Below are 18,831 nucleotides of genomic sequence, written 5' to 3'. Positions count from 1 at the left end.
TCCTCAAGATTGACAAAGATAGGAGAATAAAATGAATCCATTAATCCAAAGCTTGACTGAAGGTCAACTTCGTACAGATATCCCATCATTCCGTCCTGGTGACACTGTTCGTGTACACGCGAAAGTTGTCGAAGGTAACCGTGAACGTATCCAGATTTTTGAAGGTGTTGTTATCGCACGTAAAGGTGCTGGCATCTCAGAAAACTACACAGTTCGTAAAATCTCTAACGGTGTAGGTGTTGAGCGTATCTTCCCAATCCACACTCCACGTGTTGAAAAAATTGAAGTTGTTCGTTACGGTAAAGTACGTCGTGCGAAATTGTACTACTTGCGTGCTCTTCAAGGTAAAGCAGCTCGTATCAAAGAAATCCGTCGTTAATTCGACTAAAAACTCTGCTTTTTCAGCAGAGTTTTTATCTAGCTCCCTTAGTTCAATGGATATAACAACTCCCTCCTAAGGAGTAGTTGCTGGTTCGATTCCAGCAGGGGGCAGTAATTCAATCGAAAAAGCACTGAATAATCAGTGTTTTTTTCTTGTTCTAAAATGGAAACCGTTTCAGATGAAAATAGAGGTGTGGTATAATAGGAGAAAGTATAAATACTAATTTGATTGGGATTTCTCTCCTTATCATGGGGTTGGATTGAGTATTAGGATCTAGATTTCTGGTAAGGAAAAAAATATTTAAAAAAACACAAGGAGTTATTAAAATAGGATTTGGGTGAAAATTATGAAGAAATCAATTTTTAAAGCAAGTTTTGAAGAGAGTTTGAATCTAGAAGATGATGGACTTCGAAAGTTACAGCAAGAGCAACATGATAAGACGGCTAACTATTTTAAAAAAGGGAGAGCCTCTCTTTGGTTCTGTATCAAAAGTTTTATTTTAGCCCTTATTTTTCCTATTGATTTTAACTTTCTATTGCTTATTGTATCTATGGCGTTCCATGAAAGTGACACTTTAACTCTTACAATAGCCAAGCACGAGTCATTAACGGTAAATGTTTTTTTGATATTACTTCTAATTTGGCTATTCTTAGTCATACTCGGAAAGTTTATTAAAAGAGTCTATCTTTTACCATACCGCTATCAGTTTCATACTTTTACATTTATGATTTGGTTCTTATTGGAAATTGATCTAATCGTGTTTGATATTCTATTAGCAAATCTGGCAACTTGGGAAATGATTGGCATCTATGGAATCATTATGATTGTCACTTATGCGATATGGAATATTGAGTTAAGAGGATTAAGACGACTCATGTATAGTGAGGTTTCGGGAAATACTTTCCGTAATAAGATTGCAAAAATGATCTCTCTCTATGGTATGGGGATTTTAGGAGCAGGTATTATCATAAAGCGTATTTTAGGAATCTTTACAGTAGATATGTCAATCTCAATAAAGGCATTTGGTTTCTTGCTATTATGGATTTTTTGTAATGTTATACTGGTTGCTGTAGTGGCTTTCATAGGTTTACCTTATTTCCTTCAAGCCTACTATAAATGGAAATATCCTGAAGAGTATCGTGAGTGGGAAGGGAAAACTTTAGAAGAGTGGTATGGGAAAAAATATTAAAAAAAACACAAGGAGTTATTAAAATAGGATTTGGGTGAAAAGTATGAAGAAATCAATTTTTAAAGCTAGTTTTGAAGAGAGTTTGAATTTATTAGATGATGGTTTTTTACAGTATCAATTGAAGGAACAAGATAAAAAAGTGTCCAAACCTCCAAGGAATGTATTTGATTATTTAAAAAACGCTGTCTTATATGGTATATTGACACTTATTTTCCCGATTGGCTTCAACTTTTTATTATTAGTTTTTTCAACAATGCTTTATACTAGTGACCCAAAAGATTTAGTCTTTCCCATTTCAAATCATAATTTTTTAACGGCTCATGTTTATATAATCGGGTTATTTATATGGCTTCTATTAGTTCTAATTGGTAAATTTTTCAAACCATTTTTTATTCTTCCATATAGGACTCATTTTCATGTCATAACGTTTTTGATTTGGTTTGTTATAGAGTTCGACCTTGCTGCTATTGGTTTAGCATCACCATTTCTAACAATATTGGAAATTTTTATTCTTGTTTGTCTTCTTTTAGCCTTAATTTATTGGATGTTTAGGATAGAACTTAAAGGTTTGAAAAATCGAATGTATGGAGAAATTAAGGCACCTACCTTACTCGATAAAATTGCCAAAGGTATTGCTATTTATGGAGCAGGTATATTGGGCTTGGCTGTGATTGTTAATTATATTTTCAAAGCTTTCTCTATTAATTTTTCACATTCCGTAACTCTTTTAGGTCTCTTCATATGTTGGATTTTGTTAAACATTGGTTTAATTGCAATGCTTATTTTTATGGAATTTCCTTATTTCCTTTATGCTTACTATAAATGGAAATACCCTGAAGAATACCGCGAGTGGGAAGGTAAGACTGTAGAGGAATGGTATGGGAAAAAATATTTAAAAAAACACAAGGAGTTATTAAAATAGGATTTGGGTGAAAAGTATGAAGAAATCAATTTTTAAAGCAAGTTTTGAGGAGAGTTTAAATTTATTAGATGATGGTTTTTTACAGTATCAGAAACAAGATTATTATAATAAACTTGGGAAAGCCTTTAAGAAAGGGAGACCTTCCTTTTGGTTTGGTATTAAAACTTTTATTCTTAGTCTGTTGTTTCCGATAGGTTTAAATTTCATGATCCTTGTTGTTGCGATGTCCTTACATGATTCTGATCCTAAGGATTTGAGATTGCCTATTTCTCAGCATCCTTTACTAACAGTTGAAGTGTATTTAATTTGTTTATTAATTTGGTTGTTATTGGTATTAATGGGTAAATTATTTAAACGGACGTTTATCCTCCCTTATCGTTATCGCTTTCATATTATAACTTTTACGATATGGTTTATGTTTGAATTTAATTTGCTAGCTATAACAATTACGTTACCTATATTAACAACATGGGGGATCTTGGTATTTTTTGGACTTCTAGTATTCTTGGCTTATGTAATGTTAAGAACGGAGCTTAGAAGTTTGAAAAAACGAATGTATGGAGAAGTTAAGTTACTTACCTTACAAGATAAAATTGCCAAAGGTATTGCTATTTATGGAGCCGGTATATTGGGCTTGGCTGTGATTGTTAATTATATTTTCAAAGCTTTTTCTATTAATTTTTCATCTTCTATAACTGGTTTTGGCCTCTTTATATGTTGGATTTTGTTAAATATTGGTTTAATAGCCATAATTGTATTTTTGGAGTTTCCTTTCTTTTTAGAAGGCTACTATAAATGGAAATATCCTGAAGAGTATCGTGAGTGGGAAGGAAAATCAGTGGAAGAGTGGTATGGAAAAAAATATTTAAAAAAACACAAGGAGTTATTAAAATAGGATTTGGGTGAAAATCATGAAGAAAAGATCTATTTTTAGCGCAAGTTTTGAAGAAAGTCTTAATCTAGAAGATGATGGTTTTTTACAGTATCAAAAAGGAAATGTTTTCTCTAAGTTAGAAACATATTATAGGGAAGGAAAGTCTAAACTAGTTCTTCATATTCAGAATATTGTTTTCACTCTTATCGGTCCTGTCATTATAAACTTTATGATTCTTGTTTTCTCGCTGTCCTTGCACGACTCTGATCCTAAAGATTTAAGATTGCCTATCTATCAACATCCATTACTAACAGCTGAGGTATATCTAGTCTGTTTCTTAATTTGGGTATTTATCATATTGATTGGTAAAGTTTTTAGAAAAGCTTTTATACTGCCTTATCGTAATCATTTTCATGTCATCACATTTCTAATTTGGCTTAGCCTTGAATTTAATCTGTTAGCGATTGATATGTCATTACCAACTTTATCTATTTGGATGGTTGCTGCTATTTTTGTTTTTATTACTATATTAGCCTGTTTTATGTTTAGCCTTGAAATTGAAAGTCTTAAAAAACTGATGTATGGTAATGGAAGTGGCTCTTCTCTTCGCAACAAAATTGCCAATAAGATAGCGATTTATGGAATGAGTTTTTTGGGAATTGGAGTAATTATAAACTTTATTATAAAAAGTTTTTCCATAAAATTTTCAACTTCATTGGAAGGATTAGGTCTTTTGATAACATGGATTATCCTAAATATTACTGTGATTACTATGCTAACTTACATCGAATTTCCTAGTTATTTACAAGCATTCTACAAATGGAAATATCCCGAAGAATACCGCGAGTGGGAAGGGAAAACAGTAGAAGAATGGTACGGAAAAAAATATTTAAAAAAACACAAGGAGTTATTAAAATAGGATTTGGGTGAAGAATATGAAGAAATCAATTTTTAAAGCAAGTTTTGAAGAGAGCCTAAATTTATTAGACGATAGCGTCTCAGGGAAATTTGCTCGGGACAATTACCAAGATGCTTTAAAAAAAGAGCAATTTAGAGGAACAAAAAAATCATATGTTTGGCTGGTAATTCTGACTTTCCTATTTATAATTGGTCCCAATTGGTTGATTGTAGCTTTAAATAATTATTTATTTTACCATTCTGATCCTAGAGATTTAACAGTCCCTTTACCCGACATTAATTTTCTTCCGTACTGGGTATTTTGGATAGCACTTGCAATATGGATTTTATTGATTATACTAGGGAAGCGATACAATCAGCAGTTTATTTTGATTTATAGGGGCCAATTTCATTTTATGGTTACCTTTATTATCTGGCTAGTTGTTGAACTCAATCTTTTTTCTCTAAACTTAATTTATGCAGTAGCTGGATTTTGGGGAATGTTCACTTTTGTAGGATTAATATTATTAATAATTATTTCAATGATTCTTTCTGAGTGTGAGTCATTAGGAATGTTGTTATATGGGACAACTCTAAAGAAAAGTTTTAGTGATAGATTCTTCGGCAAGATGTTTAGCATAATTGCCAAGTATGGTGGTTTGGTTGTAGCAATTTGGCTAGTCATTCGTATTTTTTTCTCAAGTTCGATGGAGAATAGTAATAATTTGATTGGAGGACTCGGTATTTTGGCTTCAATACTGATTCTTAATATTTTAGTTGTTGCTTTTGAAATTTACCTCATGTTTCCTTATTTCCTTCAAGCTTACTATAAATGGAAATATCCCGAAGAATACCGCGAATGGGAAGGGAAAACTGTAGAAGAGTGGTATGGAAAAAAATATTTAAAAAAACACAAGGAGTTATTAAAAAATGAATAATAAAAAAGAATTATTACCGTTAGGTAGCACTGTCTATCTTCAATAAGGAACACGGGAATTAGTGATTGTTGGACGTGGTGTAATTTTTGAAGACGAGGAAACTGGATAGGAAAAACTGATGAGGGCACCAAGAAAAATGTGAAAAAATTTGTAGATTCTGTCAGTGATACAGCTGAGAAAATATGGGACAGTGCGGGAGATGCTGTCAATGGTTTCTTTTTTGGTTTAGGTAATGTATTTTAATAATAAGGAGAAGAATTATGCATGATTACAAATCTCTACTTTGTTTAGGAGATTATAAAGAAGATACCTATTATATTGTTTTATCTACAGGCGACTTGAAAAAGTCGGTTACTCATAAGGCATCTAAATCTAAAATATTTTTGTCTTCTATCATTGGTTACCATGTGCTAGGATTTGCTCTATTTAAAAGTATTGAATCTAACGAGGTCCTAAGTATTTATCTCTTGTGCTTGTTTCCTTTATCCTTTCGATTATTGCTGCGATTGTTTATAATAGACGTCTATATTTGAATACAGAATTTGAAAAGGTTGAATTTACAAGAGCGGAATTTAACGGATTTAAGAAACAAGTAAAAAAACATAACAAAACCATAGTGTTATTTACCTTATTATTTATTGTTATGTTTTCTTTTTCAATGTTTCTATATCTTTCACGACCTAGTATATTCTTGTTACTAGTGATGAACTATGTAGTTTGTTTTTCTTATCTATTTTATACGAACGGATTTTTTACAAAAAGGTTCCATTTTGAAGAATATATAAATAAAAATTTTTTAAAGGGCGGTTAATGGATTTTTCTCGGGGTTAGGTAGTGTTTTTAATTAATAAATTAACGGAGAAATTTTAATTATGAAAATATATATTGGTTATTTGGATTCAAAATGGATTTATTTTGATGAAGAAAATGCAGTATTTCAATATCAAGATCAAAAATATACTTCCAATTGGATAATGGTTGCTGCTCCACTTGCAGTCTTTCTTTTAAAAGGAATTGCAAGTGCTTTAAATTCAGCATTTGGGACATTATCGTATCCTATTAATATCGGTATTGCAATGATTGGAATTCTGATAGTTTGCGGAATGTTGATGATATCGAAGGTGAGAAAAAAAGATCCGAGAACTGGTTGGAAATCAGTTGTTTTGAAGGAAAAAGATCTCAGAACACTATTAGTAAAGGTGATTTCAATTTTTATTATTAAGATTCTTTTTATTATTTTAGGGATTTATTTTTTAGTTACTTATATTAGAGAAACCGATTTTTTGTGTTTGATGATATATCTAGTTGCTTTTGCTTGTGTTATACATTTTCATCAGGAATTTAAGATAAGTAAAATTAAAAAAATATTGTTAAATGGTTTGCGAGATTCATAGTAGACTGGGAATAAATATTTTATTGCAAGCAAAACGTTGTACCTGTTACAAAGAAACCTCTGAGAGAGACTATGTTAGAAGGTCAAGTTCATTATTTTGTTTGTGAGAGTACATACATTAAGATTAAGGCATTGATGCGCTAAACGCTTGATTAAAGGCGCAATCACGAATCAATATTGAACATTATAATCGCGGAGTAAAGAAAGATGAAAAAAATAAAAATAATTTTATGGTTACTGATAGGAGGAGTTATACTTATGACAGCAGCATCGTTGACTGGATGTAGTTTGGGTGGTGAAACCATTCCAAAAAACAGAACAAAGGAACAGTACGAATTTGAAAAAACGTTTGAGCCTATGTTTAAATTTTTAGAGCAAGACAAGAAGGAGTTTACTGGACTAAGGTCATACACTAGTGATGTTTATATAAAAAATCAAGCTGAAGTCAAAAAGTACGAAGTGGACTTAGATATTAATCAAGCTGATATTAAGGGTGATTATACAATAACACTTGGCGAGGATAAAGAAACTGTTTCGGTCACATATTCTAATGGGAAGTTAAATTATGGGGCGGAGATAACTCCTTTATATGATGAAGAAATTCTAAACTTAATGGTTTCAAGAGATTATTTCGCTTCCTTAGATGTGGAAAGAACATTTAAGAGCGCAGAAACTAAATTGAGTGATATTATTTACCAACCAGAAAATCAATCAGAGTTATACAAAAAAATAGTGGAAAAGTATAACCTTCCATCTGACACAAAACTTTCAGTTAGTCTTGGATATGCGTACTATGATAGATACGATATACTCCTAAGTATAGAATCTAAAGAAAAATTGGTTCAAATCAGTACTGCAATTTATTTAGTGAAAGGAAAGTAGATTTATGAATTCAATCGAGAAAAGTAACCGTCGAGTTGAAAGGTAAAGCACTATAAAAGCTGTTTTATAACTGATTTTTAATGAGCATCAGGAGGTATTTATGTTAAAATCGAACAAGTGGATATTCCTTGCGATTTCCGTTCCCTTTATTATTATTGGTTTGTCATATTTGTTAATTAGGATACCGATTGGGAACACTGGTAAGTTTATTCATGATCATAAAGATTCTATCAAGAGAGAAATTATTGCAGACATAGACAGTCAAGGGCAATATATAAAGTCAGTGACGCTTTTACCAGGTTCTGCGAGGGGAGGCTTTGATAATGGTGGAGATGTAGGTGGAAATTATCATATTTCCTTTACAGCCTATGCTAATAATAATCGCAAGCAGTCAATGAAAGTAGAATTATACTTTCCTGATGCTGGTATAGGTCCTTTTACATTTATAAAACCCAATCCTTATAAATCTCCTGAAACTATGAGGAGATGGTACTTATCAGTAGTAGAGGTATCAAGTGACCCCTCGTGGGATTGGAAGCGAGAGCAAGATAAATTGACTGAAACTATGAATAAACTTGATCGCAAGAGCAAGGATGCCTCCAGGAAAGTTGAAAAAGAAAATATGATTCGTAATCTTAACAGATGGCTACAAGAACATGAGGAAAATTTCAAACTAGCTATCCAAACAGACCTGTATAGAAACGACCCAGAATTGGAACAGAAATTAGGAAAGATTCAAAGTATCAGTGTAAGTAACAATCAAATGTACATGCCTTCGGAAGGTATCGACATTCGTTTTGATGTTCGATTTGAAAAATATCCTGAAGAAGTAGCTACTATAGACGTTCGCTTGCATTCCCAAGGTAAACAAACGGTTTTTGATGATCCCTCAGTAGCTGCAACTATTAGTTTTGAAAGAGAACGTTTTGTTATAAAAACTGTGTACGACTCCAAGCTATTTCCAATTTTTAATCAAAGTCGATTTGGTAATAGTAATGGAGAAATATCTTATGAGCTCCCAAAAGATTATGAAGATCAATTTTTAATTCCTTAACTATCAAGCAAGCCATTGTGCTTGCTTTTTCTTTATGACTTCAAGCCATAAGAGCAAGAACGACAAATCGATGTATGATAGAGGAGATTCAAGCTTATATCTCTTCCTTGTAGACATGGGATACTGATGTTTTCAAGTATAAAGGAGTAAAAATGATGTAAGCTATTTGTATGGATTCTACAGGTGATAAGTCAGAGACCTATAAGTTGTTAAGAAACTATTCATCCTTGCCTTTCTCTTTAATCAAATCCAGAATAAATGATCATGATACGGTAATAAAAGTAGACATGTTAGATTTGGACGAATTGAAAAAGGTTAGAGCCCTCATCCATGAGTTGAGTGCCATTGGGACTATAGTTACGATGAGGGATACGACTGGTATTATCAACTTAGAATTATTAAATAATATTATTTCTACCTTTGAAGAGATTGTGGCTGAAAGAGAAGAACTGAATAAGCTGATGTTTGCTGAAGAAGAGTAATAGAGATTCTAAAAAATACCCCAGGAGTTAGGCTTTTATCTCTAACTTCTGGGGTACTTTTTCTATATGATAATCATGTTACAGTACCCAAGTTCGAATAGCATGGGCGACGCCAGATTCGTCATTTGTTTTTGTGATGTATTTGGCGATTTTTTTGATTTCTGGATTTCCGTTTTCCATGACTACAGGGTTACCAACGACTTCCAGCATGGCACGGTCATTTTCTTCGTCTCCGATTGCCATGGTTTCATCTTTGGTCAATCCGAGTTTTTCAGCTAGGTGAGTGATGGCTGAACCCTTGTCTACACCCTTTTTAAGAAGTTCGAGGTAGAAAGGAGCAGATTTGTTGATGGAGTAGCGTTCGTAAAATTCCGCTGGTATCTTTTCAATTGCAGCATCGAGAATTTCTGGTTCATCGATAAACATACACTTGACGATTTCCTTGCCAGCCATTTCTTCAGGTGTGCGGTAAAAGATAGGCATGCTGACGAGGGTTGATTCGTGCACTGTGTATTTTCCGATATTGCGATTGGCAGTGTAGATACCGTCCTTGGTAATGGCATGCATGTGGACACCGAGCTTGCGGCTGAGGAATTCCATATCCAGATAATCCTCATAAGTCAAGGATTCACTGATAATCTCATGACCTGTAGCAGTTTCTTGGACAAGGGCACCATTGAAGGTCACGACATAGTCACCCTCGTCTCTCAACTGCAAGTCGTCCAGAAGTTTGGCAACACCTGCGATAGGGCGGCCAGTTGCAATGACGACTTTGACACCAGCTTCTTTGGCATTTTGGATGGCAGAAAAGACTTCAGGAGTGATTTCCTTTTGGCTGTTGACTAGGGTTCCGTCAATATCGACGGCAATTAGTTTAATACTCATAAATTTCCTCTTCTAGTTTTTATTTGGGGTAAAATGATCGTTATCAATCAAGTGTAAAAATTGCTGGGTAATGCTAGCAAAGATACTGTTTTGGTCTAACATTTCTTTCGGGAAATAGAAACGATTATCTCCGTGACGACTACCAGCAAGGGATTGGACGATAGGAGACAGGCTAGAGAGTTCAGCCAGTTCTCCATTTTTTTGTAAAATCTCAATCTGTGTCCGTGGATTTTCAGATTCGGGACGATAGATATCATAAGGGAGGTCAAAGTTCTTATGAATGGCAGTGTAGTAGTCTGGATCAAAGCCGATGTCCTCAACCAATTTTCTCATGCTAGCGAGTTGGTCTTGATCTTCTTGTGAAAAGGTAATAGATTTAAAGACCTTGCGATTGACAAAGCGTTGCGACAGGTCTGCAAGTATTTTGTCAGGACTGGTCATCCAGAGCTGGAAGTAAGTATTCATCACACCATCATCTAGAGCCAGATAGTCAGACAAGGTCACATTTTTTTCAAAGAAAGGCAGGAGATGTGGAGATGTTCGTGCAAAGAAGTCCTTGTCCTCAGGATAAAGTTCCTTGGCGCGCTTGAGGAGATTCTGTAGGAGAACTTCCATGGCGCGTGTTGCTGGGTGGAAATAGACCTGCATGTACATCTGGTAACGACTGAGGACGTAGTCTTCGATGGCATGCATGCCATTACGCTGAAAGGCGATACCATTTTCGACAGGGCGAATGACTCGGAGGATGCGAGTCAGGTCAAATTCCCCATAAGATGCTCCTGTAAAATAGGAGTCGCGCAAGAGATAGTCCATACGGTCCGCATCAATCTGGCTAGAAATGAGTTGCACGACCTGCTTATTAGGATAGGTATGGTCAATGACACTGGCCACCTTTTCTGGGAAATCAGGTGCCACTTGTAGCAGAACTTGGTGAATCTCTGTCTCAGGATTTTGGATGATTTCCTGAGTAATGGCCTCATGATCTGTATCAAAGAGATGTTCAAAAGTATGGGAGTAGGCACCATGTCCAAGGTCATGTAGGAGAGCAGCGGTCATGGTCAAGAGAGACTCGGCAGGATTCCATTCTTCAGGATATTTTTCTTCAAAAATCTCCGTGATACGTCGTGCAATTTCATGGACTCCTAGACAGTGAGAGAATCGACTATGTTCTCCACCGTGGAAGGTATAACTGGAAGTTCCCAGTTGCTTAATACGACGCAAACGTTGAAATTCTTTTGTATTAATCAAGTCATAGATGATATGATTGTTGACATGGATGTAGTTGTGAACTGGGTCACGGAATACTTTTTCGTTCATATGACCATTATAGCAAAAAGCCAGAGTTTTTGGTAAAATAGTAGGACAAGAGAGAAGAAAGAGGACCTGATGTGAAGATTCGGATGCGAAATACGATTCAGTTTGATGAGCAGTTGGAAGTGATTGACCAGCTTTATGATGTAGAAGTGCATGAAAAAGGAGATTATAGCTACCTGCTTTTTTATAATGAGGAAAAGGAAAAAGTAGTTATTAAATTTCATGATCAAGAACTGGTGATGAGCCGTTTTTCCACTCCGAAGACCATTATGCGCTTTTTAAAGGATAGTGATAGTTTAGCCTATATTCCCACACCTATGGGCATGCAGGAGTTTATCATCCAAACGAGCCATTATCAAGTTGATAGGCAAAAGATTGAACTAGATTATCAACTACAAAATCAAGAGGGACAGCCCTTTGCCAGCTATCAATTGGAAATTACTTGGGGATAAGTATGACTGGGTCCTAGCCTATAGTAACGAAGGTGATAGAGTGTATGAAATCAGGTTTTTCTTGCACATTTTTAGTAACTGAAACCTTTATTTTTTCAGATTAAGGTTATAACACTCATTCCATTGCCCATTATTTATTAAAGTGAAGTATAATTCCCGTCTCCCCTTACACTCGTTTCAAATGAGTTGAGAGGATTTGAGGCCTAGCAATTTTGATTATGATTCAAGCTACCATTATTATCTCTGTCCAGAGAACCAGGTGTGAATTGATTGATTTATGAGTTATCGTTAGTACAATCTACAAGTATGGGGCACTTGTCCTATATTATCCTTTTATATTCAAGATCTAAAAATTGATAAAAGGGACAGTGCATATCCCTTTTTGTTTTATAAAATTCAGAGTTTTGGATGGAATAAATTGGTAAATAATGAAGAAAATATTTTTGGAAAAGCTAAACACCAAAAAGGAGATTTGTCTTTCATATAGTGCTAACGTTACCCACGTTAGTTTTTCTTGTTATGTGCGAGATTTTATAAGAAGTGGTCTATCCCTTTTTGAGACCTAAGGATGACCACTTTATATGGATAGTTTTTTTGAATCCACTTGTAGCGTTCCTTAGCGGATTTGCTCCGTCCGTCCCAAAGAATCCATCTGATAAACTCCCAATTAAATTGTTCTTGACAACCAGCTGCCATACTTTCTCTGACCTTGCCTCGGTATGTGAGGTATCGTTTAAAGGCTCGTAGCAGACAATTCCAGCGAGAAAAATTGAGAAAGATGATTTGGTCAGCATCCTGCATTCTTTCCTCATAGAAACACCAAGAATAATTCCCATCAATGACCCAAGCTTCATGCTTTGTGAGAAAATTTTCCATCTCGGTCAACATCCATTCACGATCACTGTCTTGCCAACCGGGTTGAAATTGGAGTGTGTCCATGTGAAGTTTTGGGATGGAGTAGCAGTGAGACAGCTTTTCAGCTAGAGTTGACTTACCAGCACCAGAATATCCGATAATTGCGATTTTCATTTTCTACCTTTTCCTATTTGGGGACAAAAAAACAGCCTCTATGGACTGTTTCTTATTTAGCAAGTTTAGCTGAAAGACGAGCTTTATCGCGGCTTGCTTTGTTTTTGTGAATCAAACCTTTAGTTTCTGCTTTATCGATAGCTGAGCTAGCAGCACGGAAAAGTTCTTCAGATGGGTTTGCTTCGAAAGCTTTGATAGCAGTACGCATAGCTGATTTTTGAGCTGAGTTCTTTTCGTTTTGTTTAACGTTCAATTCAGCGCGTTTGATAGCTGATTTAATGTTTGCCAATGTTCTTACCTCCATATTTACTAACTATACCATTATATCTGAAAACTTACGTTTTGACAAGGGAAAATTATTTTTTTAAGTAAATTTCATCGATTTCATGGTTCTTTGTTTTATGAAGAATCACTTCTGCACGATTTCTAGTTGGTTCAATATAATTTTGTAAATTTGTGAGATTGATACTGGTCCAGACCTGATGGGCAAAGGATTCCACTTCCCCAATCGGCATTTGTGTAAAACGATAATAGTAGCTATCAGGGTCGTTTTGGGCTAGGCTCAGCATTTTCAAGAAACGGTCTAGATACCAACTCTCGATGTCATCGACTGCAGCATCAACATAGATGGAAAAGTCAAAGAAGTCAGTAATGTAGAGACGCTCATTTTGTGGATTTTGAAAGACATTTATTCCCTCAACAATGACAAAATCAGCAGCTTTGACGCTCTGCTTTTCCTCAGGTACGATGTCGTAGACTTCATGAGAATAGACAGGAATATCTACATCTTGTCCATTTTTGATGTGATCCAGGAAGTTGAGAAGAGCTTCCATATCATAGCTTTCAGGAAATCCCTTACGATTTAGAATCCCTTGCTCAATCAAGGTCTGGTTGGGATAGAGAAAGCCATCGGTTGTTACCAACTCAACCCTAGCATCTGTAAGCGTACGGGACAGTAAGATTTGAAGTAGGCGACTGGTTGTGGATTTTCCAACGGCAACACTCCCAGAAACCCCAATGATAAAAGGCTGGGATTTGCTTTCACGTTGAAGGAAAATCCCTTTTGAAAAGGCCAAATCATCCTTGGTACGCTTGTAAATCTGGATGAGATGGGCTAGGGGGAGATAGACATCGGTAACATCCTGCAAGCTAATCTGGTCATTAAAACTCTTGATGGATTCTAATTCCTCTTCTGTCAAAGGAGGTGTTGTCTTTCGATGTAACGATTGCCAAGTCTGGCGGCTGATTTTTTCAAAATGTAAAAATTCGTTGGTCATTTGTTTTCCCCTAGATATTTTGTTTATCATACCATAAAAAGCTAAAAAAATAAAGCGGTTTCTTGATGATAGTAAACCAATATCGTATAATAGAAGTAGATAGGGTTGACCAATTTCTTGATGAGGTAGGAGCTACTTTCTCCTGACTTATAAGCCAATAAAGGGGGCTTTGGGATTCACAATTTATAGGAGGTGTACTATGAAAATCTTAAAAAGTTATATACTGGAACTCTGTTTTATTTTAAGTTTTGCACTACCTTTTTTAAAAGGAGCGAATGCGGATAATGGTAGACGTTTTGTGGAAACCTATTACGGTTTTACTTTTTTGATGGAACATGCCATTGTAACAGCTGTCTTTATCTGTTCGCTCTTGATTGCTTTCTTCCTAAAAAAACGGTGGACGAAATGGTTTGCTGCTGGAAGTTATGTCTTTTTAGTTCTATGGATTGCTACAGAGGGTTATTTCTTCCGCATGTCACTAGAAGATTTAATCCGACTTTGGACAAGTTTGGAAATTCTGACAAAAACGTATCAGTTGGGCTTTTATCTAAACATCTTGTTGGGAATCTTGTTGGTAATGAAGCATTTGAAGGTAAAGAAATAAAAATGTGCCAGACTATAGACTATGAGATATCTAGTCCTACGTGCTTTGTTATTCGGTTATAAAAGTTAAAAGAGATTGAAGAAAAAGTCTTGTTTACTAGCTTTCTTCAGTCTTTTTCGTTTTATGATCAATTTGTAAACGATTTACAATTTAAGTCAAATTATGGTAAAATAGTTTCATGAGTAAAATGTATTATGCAGAGAATCCTGACGCTGCTCACGACATTCATGAGTTGAGAGTGGACTTGTTGGGAGAAAAAATGACCTTTTTGACGGATGCGGGTGTTTTTAGCAAGAAAATGATTGACTTTGGGAGTCAACTCTTGCTCAAGTGTCTTGAGGTCAACCAAGGAGAAACTGTTCTTGATGTAGGCTGTGGTTACGGACCTTTGGGCTTGTCTTTAGCTAAGGCTTATGGAGTTCAGTCGACCATGGTCGATATCAATAATCGTGCCTTGGATTTGGCGCGACAAAATGCTGAACGAAATAAAATAGAAGCGACGATTTTCCAGTCCAACATCTATGAACAAGTTGAAGGACATTTTGACCATGTCATTTCCAATCCTCCTATCCGTGCAGGCAAGCAAGTGGTTCATGAAATCATTGAGAAAAGTAAAGATTTTTTGGAAACTGGTGGGGATTTAACAATCGTTATTCAGAAGAAACAAGGGGCTCCAAGTGCCAAGTCCAAGATGGAAGATGTGTTTGGTAATTGTGAGATTGTCAAAAAAGATAAGGGATACTATATCCTTAGAAGTGTGAACGAATGAGAGCAGTTGATTTAATCCAAAAGAAACGAGATGGTCAAGAACTGACTTCGAGTGAAATTGAATGGCTAGTTGAAGGCTATGTATCAGGAACTGTTCCTGATTATCAGATGTCTGCCTTTGCTATGGCTGTCTATTTCAAAGGAATGACGACACGAGAAATCTCAGATTTGACTATGAATATGGTTAAGACAGGTCAAGAGTTTGATTTATCAGCTATTGATGGGGTTAAGGTTGACAAGCATTCTACGGGTGGTGTTGGTGATAAGGTAACCTTGATTTTGGCTCCTCTTGTTGCTAGCTTTGGTGTGCCTGTAGCCAAAATGAGTGGTCGTGGTCTTGGCCATACGGGTGGAACAATTGATAAATTGGAGTCCATTAAGGGCTATCAAGTAGAACGTAGTCAAGAGGATTTTATTCGTCAAGTACAGGACATTGGTGTATCTGTCATTGGGCAATCAGACCAGCTGGTCAAAGCGGATAAGCTTCTCTACGCCCTACGTGATGTGACCGCAACTGTTGACACGATTCCTTTGATTGCTAGTTCGGTGATGAGCAAGAAAATTGCGGCAGGGGCGGATGCTATTCTGCTAGACGTGACTGTCGGTGAGGGTGCCTTCATGAAGACGGTTGATGAGGCGCGTGAATTGGCTCAAACCATGGTGGAACTTGGTAAGGCAGTTGGTCGAAAGACGGTAGCAGTCATTACGGATATGAGTCAGCCCTTGGGACGAGCAATTGGAAATCGCCTCGAAATTCTTGAAGCACTGGAGACTTTACAAGGTCAAGGTCGTCAGGATATTACCCATTTTATATGCGAATTGGCTCAAATTATGCTTGGTTTAGCAAATGTAAACAAGACAGTTGAAGAAGTTCACCAACATCTTGAGAATGGTCAAGCGCTGGCTAAGTTTGAGGAAATGGTCCAAGCCCAAGGTGGAGACTTGGAAGACCTCTATCGTCCTGTCAATGTTACCCATGTGGTGGAAATCCCTGCCCAGGAAACGGGTGTCATTTCAGCTCTTCCAGCTATGGAATTTGGGCTTTATGCTATGAGACTGGGGGCAGGCCGTGCAGTCAAGTCTGATGCCTTGGACTATGAGACAGGAATTGTTTTTGAAAAGAAAGTTGGAGATTCCGTTCAAAAGGGAGAAATTGTTGCAAAAGTATACACAAATGGAAAAATTTCTCCTCAGCTAGTTACAGATTTTCAAAAATATGTTAAAATAAATGATAGTGTGCAAAGTTTACGAGAAATCATAGAAATAATCTCATAAACTGCAGGAGAATCCGAATATGAAATTAAATAAATATATCGATCATACACTTTTGAAACAAGATGCGACAGAAAATCAAATTGATTGTTTGCTGTCTGAAGCTAGAGAGTATGATTTTGCCAGTGTTTGCGTTAATCCGACCTGGGTTGAACATGCTAAAAAAGGGCTTGAAGGCACAGATGTCAAGATCTGCACAGTAGTAGGTTTCCCTTTGGGAGCAACAATTTCAGCTGTGAAAGCATTTGAAACAAAAGAAGCTATCCAAAATGGTGCAGACGAGATTGATATGGTGATCAATGTTGGAGCTCTCAAAACAGGTAATCTTGATTTGGTTGAATCGGACATCCGTGCTGTTGTAGAAGCAAGTGGTGACAAGTTAGTGAAAGTCATTATTGAAGCTTGTCTTCTTACAGACCAAGAAAAAGTTGTGGCTTGCCAATTAGCTCAAAAAGCGGGAGCTGACTTCGTAAAAACTTCAACTGGCTTTTCAACTGGTGGTGCTACGGTAGCAGATGTTAGATTAATGCGTGAAACAGTTGGACCAGAAATGGGTGTCAAGGCTGCCGGCGGAGCTCGTTCTTATGCAGATGCTCTTGCATTTGTAGAAGCAGGGGCGACCCGTATTGGAACGTCAGCTGGGGTAGCCATTTTAAAAGGAGAATTGGCTGATGGCGACTACTGAGTTGATTGAACTAGCAATTGAAACCAGCAAGAAAGCCTATGTGCCCTATTCTCATTTTCCAGTCGGAGCTGTTTTAGTGACAAAAGATGGTAGCACTTATACAGGTGTCAATATTGAGAATGCTAGCTATCCTTTGACCAACTGCGGAGAGCGTACAGCGATTTTTAAAGCAGTTTCCGAAGGCCAAAGAGAGTTTTCCGAATTGATTGTTTATGGACAAACTGAAAAACCAATCTCGCCATGTGGTGCTTGTCGCCAAGTGATGGCTGAATTTTTTGAACAAGATCTAAAAGTGACCTTAGTCGCAAAAGATAAATCGACGGTCGAGATGACGGTCGGGGAGTTACTTCCATACTCTTTTACAGACTTAAACTAGTCTGAGTCGCTCTCTGAGTGGCACGGTCCTTGTGGCCAACCAATCCATACTTGCAACATCGTTGCACATCTTATTTAGGAGGTTCAGTAATGAACAAGAAACAATGGCTAGGCCTTGGTCTAGTTGCAGTGGCAGCAGTTGGACTTGCTGCATGTGGTAACCGCTCTTCTCGTAACGCAGCTTCATCTTCTGATGTGAAGACAAAAGCAGCAATCGTCACTGATACTGGTGGTGTTGATGACAAATCATTCAACCAATCAGCTTGGGAAGGTTTGCAAGACTGGGGTAAAGAACACAATCTTTCAAAAGATAAAGGTTTCACTTACTTCCAATCAACAAGTGAAGCTGACTACGCTAACAACTTGCAACAAGCGGCTGGAAGCTACAACCTAATCTTCGGTGTTGGTTTTGCCCTTCACAATGCGGTTGAAGAAGCAGCAAAAGACCACTCTGATTTGAACTATGTCTTGATTGATGATGTGATTAAAGATCAAAAGAATGTTGCTAGCGTAACGTTTGCTGATAACGAAGCTGCTTACCTTGCGGGTGTTGCAGCAGCTAAAACAACTAAAACAAAACAAGTTGGTTTTGTAGGTGGTATTGAGTCTGAAGTTATCTCACGTTTTGCAGCTGGATTTAAAGCTGGTGTTGAGTCAGTAGATCCATCTATCAAAGTACAAGTTGACTACGCAGGTTCATTTGGTGATGCTGCTAAAGGTAAAACAATTGCAGCAGCACAATACGCAGCTGGTGCAGACGTTGTTTATCAAGCAGCAGGTGGAACAGGTGCTGGTGTCTTTGCAGAAGCAAAATCACTCAACGAAAGCCGTCCTGAAAATGAAAAAGTTTGGGTTATCGGTGTTGACCGTGACCAAGTAGCAGAAGGTAAGTACACTTCTAAAGATGGTAAAGAATCAAACTTCGTTCTTGTATCTACTTTGAAACAAGTTGGTACAACTGTAAAAGATATTGCTAACAAAGCAGAAAAAGGTGAATTCCCTGGCGGTCAAGTGATCGTTTACTCATTGAAAGATAAAGGGGTTGACTTGGCAGTAACAAACCTTTCAGAAGAAGGTAAAAAAGCTGTTGAAGATGCTAAAGCTAAAATCCTTGATGGAAGCGTAAAAGTTCCTGAAAAATAATGGATGGAAGTCAT

General features: G+C 36.6%; 22 protein-coding genes, 1 tRNA gene and 1 pseudogene. 19 read left to right on the top strand and 5 right to left on the bottom strand.

Annotated elements, in window-relative coordinates:
* Positions 1 to 31 precede the first annotated feature (31 nt).
* From rplS to KB197_RS06805, 12 genes and pseudogenes are all read left to right on the top strand, one after another.
* Positions 32 to 379, top strand: a complete 348-nt coding sequence (gene rplS, locus KB197_RS06860; RefSeq protein ID WP_001068669.1) for a 50S ribosomal protein L19 — start codon at positions 32 to 34, stop codon at positions 377 to 379.
* 41 nt (positions 380 to 420) lie between these two features.
* Positions 421 to 492: transfer RNA gene (locus tag KB197_RS06855), tRNA-Arg, on the top strand.
* 233 nt (positions 493 to 725) lie between these two features.
* A complete protein-coding gene (locus tag KB197_RS06850; protein WP_212573514.1) occupies positions 726 to 1,571 on the top strand; it encodes a hypothetical protein in 846 nt (281 codons plus the stop codon).
* A gap of 43 nt (positions 1,572 to 1,614) precedes the next feature.
* Positions 1,615 to 2,493, top strand: a complete 879-nt coding sequence (locus KB197_RS06845) for a hypothetical protein (RefSeq protein WP_064276983.1) — start codon at positions 1,615 to 1,617, stop codon at positions 2,491 to 2,493.
* 16 nt (positions 2,494 to 2,509) lie between these two features.
* Complete coding sequence (locus tag KB197_RS06840) at positions 2,510 to 3,388, top strand: hypothetical protein (RefSeq protein ID WP_064276984.1); 879 nt, start codon at positions 2,510 to 2,512, stop codon at positions 3,386 to 3,388.
* A 16-nt stretch (positions 3,389 to 3,404) separates the two neighbouring features.
* Positions 3,405 to 4,286 (top strand): hypothetical protein, encoded by an 882-nt coding sequence (locus KB197_RS06835; protein WP_064276985.1) that lies wholly within the window; start codon positions 3,405 to 3,407, stop codon positions 4,284 to 4,286.
* Positions 4,287 to 4,302: 16 nt separating this feature from the next.
* Entirely contained in the window at positions 4,303 to 5,202 is a 900-nt protein-coding gene (locus KB197_RS06830) for a hypothetical protein (RefSeq protein ID WP_064276986.1), read from the top strand.
* A pseudogene (locus KB197_RS06825) lies at positions 5,195 to 5,308 on the top strand (DUF4176 domain-containing protein); the annotation flags it as partial. The gene KB197_RS06830 and the pseudogene KB197_RS06825, both read left to right, overlap by 8 nt.
* A 766-nt stretch (positions 5,309 to 6,074) precedes the next feature.
* The gene (locus tag KB197_RS06820) at positions 6,075 to 6,596 is read left to right on the top strand and encodes a hypothetical protein (protein WP_064276987.1); all 522 of its coding nucleotides are present in this window, start codon (positions 6,075 to 6,077) and stop codon (positions 6,594 to 6,596) included.
* Positions 6,597 to 6,853: 257 nt separating this feature from the next.
* The gene (locus tag KB197_RS06815) at positions 6,854 to 7,477 is read left to right on the top strand and encodes a hypothetical protein (RefSeq protein WP_421127457.1); all 624 of its coding nucleotides are present in this window, start codon (positions 6,854 to 6,856) and stop codon (positions 7,475 to 7,477) included.
* Positions 7,478 to 7,577: 100 nt separating this feature from the next.
* Entirely contained in the window at positions 7,578 to 8,531 is a 954-nt protein-coding gene (locus KB197_RS06810) for a hypothetical protein (protein WP_064276989.1), read from the top strand.
* A 170-nt stretch (positions 8,532 to 8,701) separates the two neighbouring features.
* On the top strand, positions 8,702 to 9,013 hold the full coding sequence (locus tag KB197_RS06805) for a hypothetical protein (protein WP_064276990.1): 312 nt from the start codon (positions 8,702 to 8,704) through the stop codon (positions 9,011 to 9,013).
* 78 nt (positions 9,014 to 9,091) lie between these two features.
* Here the strand turns inward: KB197_RS06805 and yidA are convergent, their stop codons facing one another.
* Together yidA and KB197_RS06795 are read right to left on the bottom strand one after the other, a co-directional pair.
* Positions 9,092 to 9,898, bottom strand: coding sequence for a sugar-phosphatase (gene yidA, locus KB197_RS06800; RefSeq protein ID WP_212573483.1), 807 nt, complete (start codon positions 9,896 to 9,898; stop codon positions 9,092 to 9,094).
* A 12-nt stretch (positions 9,899 to 9,910) separates the two neighbouring features.
* A complete protein-coding gene (locus KB197_RS06795; protein WP_064276992.1) occupies positions 9,911 to 11,215 on the bottom strand; it encodes an HD domain-containing protein in 1,305 nt (434 codons plus the stop codon).
* A 71-nt stretch (positions 11,216 to 11,286) separates the two neighbouring features.
* Here KB197_RS06795 and KB197_RS06790 point away from each other — a divergent pair, with 71 nt between their 5' ends.
* A complete protein-coding gene (locus tag KB197_RS06790; RefSeq protein WP_082888163.1) occupies positions 11,287 to 11,664 on the top strand; it encodes a DUF1934 domain-containing protein in 378 nt (125 codons plus the stop codon).
* A 531-nt stretch (positions 11,665 to 12,195) separates the two neighbouring features.
* On the opposite strand, the gene KB197_RS06785 is transcribed toward KB197_RS06790, so the two are convergent.
* The 3 genes from KB197_RS06785 to coaA all read right to left on the bottom strand — a co-directional run bounded on the left by KB197_RS06785 (position 12,196) and on the right by coaA (position 13,970).
* Positions 12,196 to 12,693, bottom strand: coding sequence for a DNA topology modulation protein (locus KB197_RS06785; RefSeq protein WP_212573484.1), 498 nt, complete (start codon positions 12,691 to 12,693; stop codon positions 12,196 to 12,198).
* A gap of 52 nt (positions 12,694 to 12,745) precedes the next feature.
* Complete coding sequence (gene rpsT, locus KB197_RS06780; protein ID WP_001274000.1) at positions 12,746 to 12,982, bottom strand: 30S ribosomal protein S20; 237 nt, start codon at positions 12,980 to 12,982, stop codon at positions 12,746 to 12,748.
* Positions 12,983 to 13,049: 67 nt separating this feature from the next.
* Entirely contained in the window at positions 13,050 to 13,970 is a 921-nt protein-coding gene (gene coaA, locus KB197_RS06775) for a type I pantothenate kinase (protein WP_020902939.1), read from the bottom strand.
* Positions 13,971 to 14,169: 199 nt separating this feature from the next.
* Between coaA and KB197_RS06770 the strand changes: the two genes are divergently transcribed.
* The 6 genes from KB197_RS06770 (at position 14,170) to KB197_RS06745 (ending at position 18,817) form a co-directional block, all read left to right on the top strand.
* Positions 14,170 to 14,574 carry a hypothetical protein gene (locus tag KB197_RS06770; protein ID WP_033684964.1) on the top strand — a complete coding sequence of 135 codons (405 nt, stop codon included), beginning with the start codon at positions 14,170 to 14,172 and terminating at the stop codon, positions 14,572 to 14,574.
* Positions 14,575 to 14,752: 178 nt separating this feature from the next.
* Positions 14,753 to 15,343: a class I SAM-dependent methyltransferase gene (locus KB197_RS06765; protein WP_080702840.1), complete on the top strand. Its 591-nt coding sequence runs from the start codon at positions 14,753 to 14,755 to the stop codon at positions 15,341 to 15,343.
* A complete protein-coding gene (locus KB197_RS06760; RefSeq protein ID WP_024057940.1) occupies positions 15,340 to 16,617 on the top strand; it encodes a pyrimidine-nucleoside phosphorylase in 1,278 nt (425 codons plus the stop codon). Before KB197_RS06765 ends, KB197_RS06760 begins: the two co-directional genes overlap by 4 nt.
* Positions 16,618 to 16,636: 19 nt before the next feature.
* Positions 16,637 to 17,299 carry a deoxyribose-phosphate aldolase gene (gene deoC, locus KB197_RS06755; RefSeq protein ID WP_064276996.1) on the top strand — a complete coding sequence of 221 codons (663 nt, stop codon included), beginning with the start codon at positions 16,637 to 16,639 and terminating at the stop codon, positions 17,297 to 17,299.
* A complete protein-coding gene (locus KB197_RS06750) occupies positions 17,286 to 17,675 on the top strand; it encodes a cytidine deaminase (RefSeq protein WP_033686672.1) in 390 nt (129 codons plus the stop codon). Before deoC ends, KB197_RS06750 begins: the two co-directional genes overlap by 14 nt.
* Before the next feature lie 89 nt (positions 17,676 to 17,764).
* Positions 17,765 to 18,817: a BMP family lipoprotein gene (locus tag KB197_RS06745; RefSeq protein ID WP_033681961.1), complete on the top strand. Its 1,053-nt coding sequence runs from the start codon at positions 17,765 to 17,767 to the stop codon at positions 18,815 to 18,817.
* Positions 18,818 to 18,831: the final 14 nt, after the last annotated feature.

Source organism: Streptococcus sp. 11-4097 (genome assembly GCF_018215285.2).
Lineage (GTDB): Bacteria > Bacillota > Bacilli > Lactobacillales > Streptococcaceae > Streptococcus.
This window is presented reverse-complemented; position numbering and strand designations above follow the sequence as displayed.